The following is a 12370-nucleotide window of genomic DNA, read 5'->3' as shown; positions in this document are numbered from 1 at the left end:
CGGTCCCGCACGCCCATCGGAGAACCGTAGGGTTGGGGTGGTGATCGAGTCGCCGAACAACGCCCCTGCCCACCCCGCCACCGCCCACTCCGCCATCGCCCGGGACGGCTTCGTCAGCGTCCGGGGAGCCAGCGAGAACAACCTGCGGGGCGTCGACGTCGACGTTCCGCGCGACGCCGTGGTGGCCTTCACCGGGGTCTCGGGGTCGGGCAAGTCCTCGCTGGCGTTCGGGACGATCTACGCCGAGGCGCAGCGCCGCTATCTGGAATCGGTCGCCCCCTACGCGCGGAGGCTCATCCAGCAGGGGCATTCGCCGCACGTCGGTTCGATCACCGGGCTCCCTCCCGCCGTGGCGCTCCAGCAACGGCGTGGGACGCCGAGCGTGCGCTCAACCGTCGGGACGCTCACCACCCTCTCCAATTCGCTCCGGATGCTCTACTCCCGGGCGGGCACCTACCCGGCGGACGCCGTCGAACGCCTGGAATCCGATGCCTTCTCGCCCAACACCGCCGCGGGAGCGTGCCCGCGGTGCCATGGTCTGGGCATCGCGCGGGACGTGACCGAGGAGACGCTCGTCCCCGATCCGGACCTGACCATCCGCGAGGGCGCCATCGCCGCATGGCCGGGCGCCTGGCAGGGCAAGAACCTCCGTGATGTCGTCGTCGAGCTCGGCCACGACATCGACGTGCCCTGGCGGACGTTGCCGAAGCAGGCGCGGGACTGGCTGCTGTTCACCGAGGAGCAGCCCGTCGTCGAGGTCACCCCCCAGCGGGACCGCGTGGCCAAGCCCTACAAGGGGCGCTTCTGGAGTGCGAAGAGCTACGTCATGCATACCCTCCGCGACTCCAAGAGCCAGCAGATGCGCGACCGCGTGCTGCCCTTCATGGAATCCGGCCCGTGCGGCGTGTGCGGGGGGAGCGGCCTGCGTCCCGAGGCACTCGCCGTGACGTTCGCCGGGCTGTCGATCGCGGAGGCGAACGCCCTGCCCCTGGCTGACCTCGCCGTGCACCTCGGCCCGGCGGCCACGCTGGAGCACCCGGTGGCCGCGCACCGGTCGTGGACCTCGGGGGAGGGGACGGAGGTGTCGGTCACCATCAGCCGCGACCTCGTGCAGCGCCTCCACGTCCTCGTGGACCTCGGCCTGGGCTACCTCAGCCTGAGCCGCGCCACCCCCACGCTCTCGCCGGGCGAGATGCAGCGGCTGCGCATCGCCACGCAGCTCCGCTCCGGCCTGTTCGGCGTCGTCTACGTGCTGGACGAGCCGTCCGCCGGGCTGCACCCCGCCGACGTCGAGCCGCTCCTCGCCGTCCTCGAAGCACTCAAGGACGCCGGGAACTCGGTGTTCGTCGTCGAACACAACATGGACGTCGTGCGGCGCTCGGACTGGATCGTCGACGTCGGCCCGCTCGCCGGGGAAGGCGGGGGCGGCATCATCTACAGCGGCCCGGCCGACGGGCTCGTGGATGTCCAGGCCTCGCTCACGGCGCCGTTCCTGGCCCGGGCCGCGCCGACGGCGCCGGCGGACGGCGCAGCCCGCGAACCCTCGGCCTGGCTGCGACTCGAGGGCATCCGGCGCCACAACCTCGAGGGACTCGACGCCGCCGTCCCCGTGGGCGTGCTGACCGCCGTGACGGGTGTGTCCGGATCGGGGAAGTCGACGCTCGTCAGCAAGGTCCTCGCGGAAGCCGTCGGCGCGCACGTCCGCGACGACACCCCCGCCGACATCGAACCGGTCGACGACGGGGCGGCCCCCGAGGCGGACGCCGGCGCCACTGTGGCGGGCATCAGCGGACTGGAGGCCTTCGACCGCCTGGTCAGCGTGGACCAGAAGCCCATCGGGCGGACGCCGCGCTCCAACCTCGCGACCTACACCGGACTGTTCGACGCCGTGCGGAAGGCATTCGCCGCGACGCCCGCCGCGAGGTCACGGGGATTCGGGGCCGGCCGGTTCTCCTTCAACGTGCAGGGAGGACGCTGCGAGACCTGCCAGGGCGAGGGCTTCGTGGCGGTGGAACTCCTGTTCCTGCCCGGGAGCTACGGCCCCTGCCCGGCCTGCGCCGGGTCCCGCTACAACGAGGAGACCCTCGAGGTCACGCTGGACGGGCGCACCATCGCGGACGTCCTCGGCCTGACCGTGGACGACGCCGCGTCCGCCCTCGGGGACATCCCTGCTGCCGCCCGCTCGCTCGCCACGCTGCAGGAGGTGGGCCTGGGGTACCTGCGGCTCGGGCAGCCGGCCACCGAGCTCTCCGGGGGAGAGGCCCAGCGCATCAAGCTGGCCACTGAACTGCAGCGGGCCCGGCGCGGCCACACCCTCTACCTGCTGGACGAGCCGACCACCGGACTGCATCCCGCGGACGTGGTGCTGCTCCTCGCGCAGCTGCGGAAGCTGGTCGACGCCGGCAACACGGTCGTCGTCGTCGAACACACGATGGCGGTCGTGGCGGCCGCCGACTGGGTGATCGACCTCGGCCCGGGCGGAGGTTCTGCCGGCGGCAGGATCGTGGCCGCCGGGACGCCCGCGCACATCGCCGGGCTCGCGCCCGACGTGAGCGCGACGGCACCCTACCTCGCGGAGCACCTCGGAGCCCGGGGCGGGTCCTGACCGGCAGTCCGGCCCGTGATGCGCGCTCCTATACCAGGGCCGGCGCGAAGTCGTCCCTGACGGGGACCCGGGTGTCCAGCGACCGCCAGGCCGCGGCGAGGATGCCCACCGCGCGGCGGGTGTCCTCGGCCGGGTAGCTGAAGGGGACGCGGAGGAACCGCTCGAACACCCCGTCCATCCCGAAACGCGGGCCCGCGCCGAGCAGCAGGCCCCGGTCCCTGGCAGCGAGCGCCAGCTGCGAGCTGACCGGCGCCCCCAGATTCACCCAGGTGCAGAGTCCGCCCCGGACGTGGGGGACGTCCCAGGCGGGCAGGGCGTCGTGGAGGAGCCCCTCGAGGTGGCTGCGGCCCTCGGCCAGCTGCCTCGAACGGAGAAGCAGCAGTTCGTCGTACGTGCCCAGCATCTCGAGGGCGATGAGCTGCTCGAGGATCGGCGTCCCGAGGTCCTGCGCGTACCGGGACTGGACGAGCCGGTGGATGAGGTCCTCCTCCGCACGGATCCACCCGATCCGCAGTCCGCCCCACACGGTCTTGCCCATGGATCCGACCAGCACGGCGGGTCCGAAGGCGGCAAGGGGAGGCGTGGGATCGGCGTCGATCCGCAGTTCCGCCATCGTCTCGTCCGCGACGACCACCGTGTCCTGCCGTGCGGCCGCCGCCATCAGCCGGTCGCGCTGCGCAGCGGGCATCACCGCCCCGGTGGGGTTGTGGAAGTCCGGCATGACGTAGGCCAGCGTGGGCCGCCCCCGCCGGAACGCCTGCTCGAGGCCGTCGTCGTCCCAGCCGTCACGGGCATCGACGGCCACCGGCAGGAGACGCCGTCCGGCCGCGCGCAGGGCCTCGTACGCATGCGGGTAGCTCGGTGCCTCGACGAGCGCCGAGTCGCTGCGGCCGAGCAGTGCGCGCGCCAGGAGCGAGATGGCGTGCTGCGCTCCGAGGGTCACCATGATCTGCCCGGGCGCGGTGGGGACGCCCCGCGCCGCATACCGGTCGGCGAGGGCCTGCCGCAGGCGGGGCAGGCCGAGCGGATCGTAGCCGCTGCCGTTCAGGTAGGCGGGAAGTTCCTGCGCGGCCCTCGCGGCGGCCTCACCCACCTGCGGGGCGGCCGGGAGTGCCGCCTTGCTGAGGTCGAGGACCACGCCGGCTCCGCCGTCGTCGTACGCCGGCACCTCCCGGCCCGGCATGGCGACGACGCTGCCCGAGCCGCGCGTGCTCTCCACGTAGCCGGCCGAGCGCAGCCGTGCATAGGCGGCCGCCACGAGGGTCCTGCTGACGCCGAGCTGTGCGGCGAGCTCGCGTTCGGCCGGCAGGCGGGTCCCCAGCGGGATGCGGCCGTCGAGGGTGAGCAGCCGGATGCGGTCGGCCAGGGCCCCGTAGGCCGGGCCCGTGGTGCGCCACGCACCGAGTTCGGCTGCGAGGCGGCGTGCGGGAAGAACCATCATGAAGCCACCATGGCACGATTGGCATCTTGATGTAAGTCCAATTGCCGGTTCTACTGGGACCATGACGTTCCTCGGTGCCCGACGCGGGCTGCAGCTCCTGCTCGGCCTCTTCCTCTACGGTTTCTCGCTCGCCATGATGATCAGGGCCACGCTCGGGGTCTCGCCGTGGGACGTCCTGGGGCAGGGCGGATCGCTCCAGACCGGCATCCCGTTCGGCTTCATGACCAACATCATCGGTCTGATCGTCCTGCTGCTCTGGATCCCGCTCCGGCAGCGCCCGGGCATCGGGACCGTCCTCAATGTCCTGCTCGTGGGACCCAGCGCTGAGATCGGCCTCGCACTGCTCGGGGAGCCCACCCAGCTGTGGGCGCGGATCCTCCTGTTCGCCGGCGGGCTGGTACTGCTCGCGGTCGCGAGCGGCCTCTACATCGGCGCCCGCCTCGGGCCCGGACCGCGCGACGGCCTCATGACGGGCCTCCACGCCCGCTTCGGGCTGCCGATCTGGCTCGTCCGCACGGCCATCGAGGGGACCGTCCTGCTGCTCGGATGGCTGCTCGGCGGGTCCGTGGGCCTCGGTACCGTCGCCTTCGCCCTGCTCATCGGGCCGCTGATCAACGTGACGCTGCCGATCTTCCGCATGCCGGAGCGGGCCCCTCGGGAGCCTGTGGCCGTCGCCGCCTGATCGGGCTCCCTGATCAAGCTCCCCGACCGGTCCGTCTGATCGGTCCACCTGATCTGACCGCCGTCGCTGGTGGGTCGGACCCGGCGCGGACGCCAGCAAGGCGCCGGACCCGGGCCGGTCCGGGCAGCCACCGAGCAGTCACCGAGCGCATCCGGGCCCTCGGGTTCGCGCCGCGCCGCCGGGCCCGGTGCCGCCGACCTAGACTGGAACTCCGCCGTCAGAGAGGACCCCATGACCACCCACGTCCCCAGCGAGACCCGCAGCCCGTGGCGTGAGCTCGGACCGGGCATCTACGTATTGCGCACCGCGGGCTTCCGGACGAATGTCGGGCTCGTCGTCGGCTCCGAGCAGGCGCTCGTCGTCGATACCGGGGCGGGACCCCTCGGCGCGGCGGAGGTGTACTCGCACGTGCGGGCCGTCACCGGCCTGCCGCTCGTCGTCGTGAACACGCACGCCCATGCCGACCATTTCTTCGGCAACGACTACTTCGCCGCTCACGGCGTCGAGGACTTCTGGGCGACGTCCCGGTGCAGCGCCGTGCAGGCCGAGAACGGCGAGGGCCAGCGGGCGCTGGTCGCCGCCGTCGAGCCGGCCATGGCAGCGGGCGACGGCGAGCACACCCGCATCCTCGCTGCGAACCGGCTGGTGGACGGCACGCCGGTCGACCTCGACCTCGGCGACGTGTCCGTGACGCTGTTCCATCTCGGGAGCGGCCACACCGACCACGACCTGCTCGTGGGCGCCGGGAACGTCCTGTTCACGGGAGACCTGGTGGAGGAGGGGTCCGATCCGGTCTTCGAGGATTCGTTCCCCGTGGACTGGGTGAGGACGCTCGGCAAGATGGCAGCCCTCGAGGACCTCTACGACGTGTTCGTGCCCGGCCACGGCGAGCCCGTGGCCGTCGGGGACGTCACCACGCAGATGAACACCATGCGGAGTGCTATCCGGGTGACCCGCGTGGCTATGGACGAGGCCTCGGTGGACATGACCAAGGCCATCCCCATCCTGCCGTACGGCCCCGAGCAGTCCCGGGCACTGCTCGTCCGCCTGCGCACCCTCGCGCACTGGAAGTGGCTGACGCGCAGGCACTGAAGCCGGTGTCCTCCTAGGCCCCGAAGACCGTGCGGTCCAGGAAGTCGTTGCGGAACTTCCCCTCGGGGTCCAGGCGACGGGCGAGGCTCCGGAAGTCCTCGAAGCGGGGATAGAGCGGCGCCAGCCGGGCGGCATCCGCCGCGAACAGCTTTCCCCAGTGCGGGCGGGCACCCAGGGGGAGCAGGGCCGCCTCGAGCTCCGGCAGCAGGGCGTCGACCTCGGCCTGCAGCGGCTTCCAGGTGAAGTGGAGGCCGATCCCGTCACGGCGGTAGTTGCTGCTGAGCCACAGCTCGTCCGCCGCCATGGAGCGCACCTCCGAGACCAGCAGCAGCGGCGCGATCCTCGGCGCGAGGGCACGCACCGCCTGGATCGCCGCGACCGCGTGGTCGCGGCCCACGAGGTACTCGGTCTGCAGCTCCTGCCCGTTGCTGGGGGTGAACGCGAGGCGGAAGTGGGCCAGCCGGTCCGACCACGGTCCCGGAACGCCGAGCTGCTGCGTGCAGTGGTCGGCGGCCACCCCCGGTACCGGGTGGTGGGCGCGGTCCGCCGGCGTCCCGCCGTAGAACGCGTCGGGGGCGGGGCGGGCGGCGTCGATGCGGCTCTTCAGCCACGCCTGGCCGATGGTGTCGCCCGACCAGTCCGTGAAGAGGCTGACGCTGTAGGCGGCGGATGTGGCGGCGTCGTAGTCCGCGAGCACAGCGTCCCACGGGACGTCCGTGAACACGTCCTGGCGCACGTCGAACGAGGGCTCGATGCGCAGGGTCACACGGTGCACGACGCCGAGGGCGCCGAGGCCCACGACGGCGCCGTCGAAGTCGTCGTCACCCGCGGCGAGGGTGAGGGCGTCGCCGGACGCGGTCACGAGTTCGAGCCCGACGACGGCGGTGGCCAGGTTGCCGTTCGCGTCCCCGGAGCCGTGCGTGGCCGTGGCGATCGCGCCTCCGACCGAGATGTGGGGGAGGGAGGCGAGATTGTGCAGGGCGAAGCCGCGCCGCTGCAGGTGCTCGGCGAGGACCCCGTACCGCACGCCCGCGGCCACCGTGACGGTGAGTGCCTCCTCGTCGATCTGCACCCCGGGATCGAGCACGTCCAGGCAGACGAGGGTCCCCGCGCTGTCCGCGAGGTCGTTGAAGGAGTGCCGTGAGCCGAGCGCGCGGACCCGGGTGGCCTTCGCGACGGCCCGCTGGAGATCGGCGAGCGAGGTGGGGTGCAGGATCGTCCGGGCGCGGTACTCGTAGTTGCCCGCCCAGTTGAGCCTGTCCCGTACGTGTTCCTGGAGCATGGTGGTCCTTGTCTGGCCGGTGTCGCGGCGGCGGACGTGGAGGCTGCGGCGGCACGATCGGAGGGGTGCCCGCCCATCCTACAACGTTGTAGAATCTGCTCACGCGTGACGTGCAGGGCATCACGACAGGACCCGAGGGGGCGGCATGGCGGCCACACTGAAGGACGTCGCGCTCGCAGCCGGCGTCTCGATCAAGACCGTCTCCAACGTCATCAACGACTACGAGCACATCCGTGCCGACACCAAGCAGCGCGTCATGGACGCCATCGCCGAGCTCGGCTACAGCCCCAACCTCTCCGCGCGGAGCCTGCGCTCGGGCCGCACCGGGGTGATCGGGCTCGCCGTCCCCGAACTCTCGCTGAGCTACTTCGCGGAACTGGCCGGCTCGATCATCAGGGCGGCGGAGCGGCGGGGGCTGAAGGTGCTCGTCGAGCAGACCGGCGGCGACCGCTCCCGCGAGCTCGAGATCCTGTCCGGTCCGCGGCTGCAGATGACGGACGGGCTGCTGTTCAGCCCGCTCGGCATGTCCAACGAGGACGCCGAGCACCTGAACGTCGACTTCCCCCTCGTGCTGCTCGGCGAGCGGATCTTCGGCGGGCCCACCGACCACGTGACCATGAGCAACGTCGACTCCGCCCGCGCCGCGACCGAGCACCTGATCTCGCGGGGCCGGCGCCGTATCGCCGTCGTCGGCGGCCACGAGGGCGAGGTGATCGGATCGGCCGGGCTGCGCCTGCGCGGCTACCGGCAGGCTCTCGACGCGGCAGGCATCCCGTTCGATCCTGACCTCGTCGCCTATACGACGCTCTGGCACCGGGCCAACGGGGCCACCTCCATGCGCGAGCTGCTCGCCTCCGGCGTCGAGTTCGATGCGGTCTTCGGCATGAACGACACCCTGGCGCTCGGCGCCATGCGCGTGCTGCAGGAGGCGGGGTGGAGGATCCCCGAGGATGTCGCCGTGATCGGCTTCGACGATCTCGACGAAGGCAGGTACTCGCTGCCGACGCTGTCCACGATCGACCCGGGCAGGAACGAGATCGCGGACACCGCGGTGCGGGTACTGCAGGAGCGCATCGCGGGGCGCGGCGGCGAGGTCCCGCCGCGCGAGTTCGAGGCGCGATTCCAGGTCATCGAGCGGGAGTCCTCCGCGCTGTCCCGGTGAGGACCCGCCCCGACCCCACCCACCCCGAGCAGAAAGCAGTCCCATGCAGAACGCACGCCTCACACTGGACCCCCACTTCGCGGTCGGGCCCATCAACCGCAACATCTTCGGCGGCTTCGTCGAGCACCTCGGCCGCCACGTCTACGACGGCATCCACGAGCCCGGCCATGCCACGGCCGACGACGAGGGCTTCCGCCAGGACGTCATCGACCTGGTCCGCGAGATGGGCGTCTCGACCATCCGCTACCCCGGGGGGAACTTCGTCTCGGGTTTCCGGTGGGAGGACAGCGTGGGGCCGCGTGAGGAGCGTCCCACCCGGCTGGACCTGGCCTGGCACTCCACCGAGACCAACCAGGTGGGCCTGCACGAATTCGCATCCTGGCTACGGAAAATCGACAGCGAGCTCATGCTCGCCGTGAACCTCGGCACCCGCGGCACCCTCGAGGCACTGGAACTCCTCGAGTACTCGAACCTGCCCAAGGGCACCGCCCTCGCCGACCAGCGCATGGCCAACGGCCGGCCCGATCCGTTCGCCGTCAGGATCTGGTGCCTCGGCAACGAGATGGACGGCCCGTGGCAGCTCGGCCACCGCTCGGCCGAGGACTACGGCAAGCTGGCGTCCCGCACCGCCAAGGCGATGCGGCAGCTCGACCCGTCGATCGAACTCGTGGTCTGCGGCTCCTCCAGCGCGCACATGCCCACGTTCGGCGAGTGGGAGCGCGTGGTCCTCTCGCATACGTACGACGACGTCGACTACATCTCCTGCCACGCCTACTACGAGGAGAAGGGCGGCGACCTCGGCTCCTTCCTGGCGTCCGCCGTCGACATGGACCGCTTCATCGAGTCCGTCGTCGCGACTGCCGACCACGTCAAGGCCGTCCGCGGCAGTACGAGGACCATCAACATCTCCTTCGACGAGTGGAACGTCTGGTACATCAGCCGCTTCGAGACCGTCGACAGGATCCAGGGACTCGACAACTGGCCCGTCGCCCCGCGCCTGCTGGAGGACTGCTACTCGGTGGCGGACGCCGTCGTGTTCGGCAACCTCATGATCTCGCTGCTGAAGCACGCCGACCGCGTCACCTCGGCGTCGCTGGCGCAGCTCGTCAACGTGATCGCACCGATCATGACCGAACCCGGCGGCCCCGCGTGGCGCCAGACGACCTTCTTCCCGTTCTCCATCACCTCGAGGCTCGCGCGGGGCGCTGTCCTCGAGCTCACGCTCGACGCCGGCACGTACACGACCGGCGAGTACGGCGTCGTCCCGCTCGTGGACGCCGTGGCGACGCACGACGACGCGACGGGTGCCACCGCCGTGTTCCTCGTCAACCGGTCGCAGACGGAGGAGACGACGGTGACCATCGACGTGGCGGCGCTTCCCGGGATCACCGGGGTCACCGCGGAGTCGCTGTACGATACGGACGTATATGCCAGGAACACCCTCGAGGAGCCCGACCGCGTGACCATGAGACCGAACACCTCCGCCAAGCTCGACGGCGGCGCCGTCACCATCACGCTTCCTCCCGTGTCTTGGACGGCTGTAGCCCTCGCATGAACCGCATCGATCCCAGCGAGTACAGGATCGAGGGTGGCGGATACACAGCCGTCGTCCTCGGACTCGGCGCCGCAGTCCGCGAACTCACCCACGACGGCCGTCCGCTCGTGGTCGGCTTCGGTGCGCAGGAGGCGATGCCGAACTTCCGCGGCGCCTTCGTGGCACCGTGGCCCAACCGCATCGAGGACGGTCGCTACGCGTTCGACGGCGTCGACCATGAGCTGCCGATCAACGAGCCCGAGCGCGGCACGGCCCTCCACGGCCTCGTCTTCGACGTCCCCTGGACGCTCGTGGAGCACACCGGTTCCTCCGTCACGCTCGCGTGCACCATCGAACCGGTCGCGGCCTACCCCTTCGAGGTGGCCCTCGAGGCACGCTTCGCCGTCGACGCACAGGGCTTCCGGACGTCCATCACGGCGACGAACGCCGGCTCGCGGCGCGCCCCCTACGGCGTGTGCCCGCACCCGTACCTCGTTGCCGGGCCGTCGCCCCTGAACGATTGGGTGCTCGAACTGCCCGCCGCCACGGTCCTGACGGTCACGCCGGACCGGCTGCTGCCCGTGGCGAAGGAGGCCGTCGCCGGGACGCCGTTCGACTTCCGGACGGCCCACGCGCTCGGCGACGTGCAGATCGACCACGCATTCACCGATCTGGAGCGCGACGACGCCGGTCGGGCCACGGTGCGGGTCACCGACCCGATCCACGGCACCGGGACGGCCATGGTGTGGGACGGCAGCTGCCCGTGGGTCCAGATCCACACGGCCGACCTGCCGCTGAAGCCGGAGAGCACGCGCCTCGGCCTCGCCGTCGAACCCATGACCTGCCCGCCGGACGCCTTCAACACCGGCGAGGACCTGATCGTCCTCGAACCCGGGGAGACGCACCGGACCGGCTGGACCATCTCGGCACTGTAGCCCGGGCCCGCCCCTTCCCGGTCGGGAGGCCGGAGAGGATCGCTCGCCTGCCCTGAGCGCAGCCTTTCGCGCCCTCTCGCCGCCGCGGGAGCTCTGGTCCCGTCCGGCGTTGGCGGGTACGGTACCCCCAGCAACGGTGAGGAGGCCCGGCATGGACGACCAGGACATCCTGTCCACCATCCGCTCCCTCGTGGAGGAGGAGCACCGGCTCCGGGAGCATACGGCCGGCAGCGTCCGGGGCCACGAGAACGAGGGACGCCTGCGCCGCATCGAGGAGAGCCTGGACCAGTGCTGGGACCTGCTGCGGCAGCGGCGGGCCAAGAAGGAGTACGGCGAGAACCCGGATGCGGCGTCCGTCCGCCCGGTCAGCCAGGTGGAAGGCTACTGGCCCCGCTCGAGGAGCCGTTCCTAGGGTTCCGCTGCCCGAGGTCCTCAGCCGCCCACGAGCTGGTCGAGGGTGACGAAGCCATAGCCGGCGCTGCTGATCCGATCGATGACCTGGGCCAGTGCGTCAGCGTCCAGGGTGCTGCCGTCGTCCGGGTTGGACCCGATATGCATGAGGACGATCTCGCCGGGCTGGAGTCCGCCGAGCACACGGTCGGTGACCGTCTGGGTGCTGATGCCGCCACTGGTGCCCTTCCAGCCCAGGGTGTCCACGGTCCACCGCACCGAGACGTAACCCAGGTCGTTCACGGCGGCGATGGTCCGCGCATCACGTTCACCGAAGGGGAAGCGGAAGAACGGGCGGGGGTCGGCGCCGGCGGCCTGGATGGTCTGCTCTGCGCCGCGGACCTGGTCGGCGATGAGTGGATCCGGAAGACCGGTGAAGCCGGGGTGCGTCAGGGAATGGTTCGCGACGCGGTGGCCTGCCGCGGCGATCTGTCCCACCCCTCCCGGGTTCGACGCGGCCCAGGTCCCGGTCAGGAAGAAGGTGGCGGGGACTCCCTTCGTGGACAGGGTCGACAGGATCTTCGGCAGGCCCTCGGCATTGGCTCCGGCGTCGAAGGTGAGCGCCACGACGTTCCCTGCGCCGGGCAGCACCGTGAGGTCCTGGCCGCGCAGTGACGGCGGGAAGGGTGCGGAGGGCGGCGGCGTGATCGGTTCCGGTTCCGGGCCCGGTTGTGGTTGGGGTTGGGGTATCGGGGGCACGACGACCGGCGGCTGGACCGGTTCCGGCGACTCTGCCGCAGGCCCCGTCGCGGGTGCCGCCGGTGAAGGGGACGTCGTGGCCGGCTCCGGTGAGATCACCGCGGGCCCGGCCGACGGCGGCGGGCTGCCGGCGCGGCCCGCGATCACCACGGCGATCACCACGGCGAGCGCCAGGAGGACGAGCGTGAGGAGAACGGCAGCCGATCGCCGCCGTGCGGTCCCGGCCGGTGTGGGTGTCATCGTTCCTCCCCGGGACGGTGTCCACGAGAGCGGCCGCGATGCCCTCGATCCCGGGGCGGCTGGAACCTCGCACCACCGTCAGGCCCATGATCGGCCGTGGCGCGCGGGGACGGCAGAGGCTTTGGTCCGCCTATTCCTCCACGGAACCCGCCAACGCGCTCAGGATCCGCTTCCGGAGGATGAGGAACACGATGACCACGGGGACGGTCATCAGGGCCGCAGCCTCCGCCGTGCCCATCGCCCAGGCA

The 12370-nt window shown here is 71.5% G+C and carries 10 protein-coding genes; 7 read left to right on the top strand and 3 right to left on the bottom strand.

Annotated elements, in window-relative coordinates; translation table 11 throughout:
- The first annotated feature begins 43 nt into the window (after positions 1–43).
- Positions 44–2605 (top strand): excinuclease ABC subunit UvrA, encoded by a 2562-nt coding sequence (locus MWM45_RS14545; protein WP_247829249.1) that lies wholly within the window; start codon positions 44–46, stop codon positions 2603–2605.
- Positions 2606–2633: 28 nt separating this feature from the next.
- Here MWM45_RS14545 and yczR read toward each other — a convergent pair whose 3' ends face one another.
- A complete protein-coding gene (gene yczR / locus MWM45_RS14540; RefSeq protein ID WP_247827053.1) occupies positions 2634–4046 on the bottom strand; it encodes a MocR-like transcription factor YczR in 1413 nt (470 codons plus the stop codon).
- A gap of 61 nt (positions 4047–4107) precedes the next feature.
- Here yczR and yczE point away from each other — a divergent pair, with 61 nt between their 5' ends.
- Both yczE and MWM45_RS14530 read left to right on the top strand, forming a co-directional pair.
- Positions 4108–4728, top strand: coding sequence for a membrane protein YczE (yczE, locus tag MWM45_RS14535; protein WP_247827052.1), 621 nt, complete (start codon positions 4108–4110; stop codon positions 4726–4728).
- A gap of 231 nt (positions 4729–4959) precedes the next feature.
- Positions 4960–5820 carry an MBL fold metallo-hydrolase gene (locus tag MWM45_RS14530; protein WP_247827051.1) on the top strand — a complete coding sequence of 287 codons (861 nt, stop codon included), beginning with the start codon at positions 4960–4962 and terminating at the stop codon, positions 5818–5820.
- Positions 5821–5833: 13 nt separating this feature from the next.
- Here MWM45_RS14530 and MWM45_RS14525 read toward each other — a convergent pair whose 3' ends face one another.
- A complete protein-coding gene (locus MWM45_RS14525) occupies positions 5834–7102 on the bottom strand; it encodes an FAD-binding protein (RefSeq protein WP_247827050.1) in 1269 nt (422 codons plus the stop codon).
- Between the two features lie 145 nt (positions 7103–7247).
- Between MWM45_RS14525 and MWM45_RS14520 the strand changes: the two genes are divergently transcribed.
- From MWM45_RS14520 to MWM45_RS14505, 4 genes are all read left to right on the top strand, one after another.
- On the top strand, positions 7248–8264 hold the full coding sequence (locus MWM45_RS14520; RefSeq protein ID WP_247827049.1) for a LacI family DNA-binding transcriptional regulator: 1017 nt from the start codon (positions 7248–7250) through the stop codon (positions 8262–8264).
- Positions 8265–8307: 43 nt separating this feature from the next.
- A complete protein-coding gene (gene arfA / locus MWM45_RS14515) occupies positions 8308–9819 on the top strand; it encodes an arabinosylfuranosidase ArfA (RefSeq protein ID WP_247827048.1) in 1512 nt (503 codons plus the stop codon).
- Positions 9816–10733, top strand: coding sequence for an aldose 1-epimerase family protein (locus MWM45_RS14510; protein ID WP_247827047.1), 918 nt, complete (start codon positions 9816–9818; stop codon positions 10731–10733). The genes arfA and MWM45_RS14510 overlap by 4 nt, the downstream gene beginning before the upstream one ends.
- A gap of 151 nt (positions 10734–10884) precedes the next feature.
- Positions 10885–11145, top strand: coding sequence for a DUF2630 family protein (locus MWM45_RS14505; RefSeq protein ID WP_043441989.1), 261 nt, complete (start codon positions 10885–10887; stop codon positions 11143–11145).
- A gap of 20 nt (positions 11146–11165) precedes the next feature.
- Here the strand turns inward: MWM45_RS14505 and MWM45_RS14500 are convergent, their stop codons facing one another.
- Positions 11166–12122: a polysaccharide deacetylase family protein gene (locus MWM45_RS14500; protein ID WP_247827046.1), complete on the bottom strand. Its 957-nt coding sequence runs from the start codon at positions 12120–12122 to the stop codon at positions 11166–11168.
- Positions 12123–12370 lie beyond the last annotated feature (248 nt).

This window comes from Arthrobacter antioxidans (assembly GCF_023100725.1).
Taxonomy (GTDB): domain Bacteria; phylum Actinomycetota; class Actinomycetes; order Actinomycetales; family Micrococcaceae; genus Arthrobacter_D; species Arthrobacter_D antioxidans.
The sequence above is the reverse complement of the archived record's forward strand: the minus strand, read 5'-3'. Positions and strand labels throughout refer to the sequence as shown.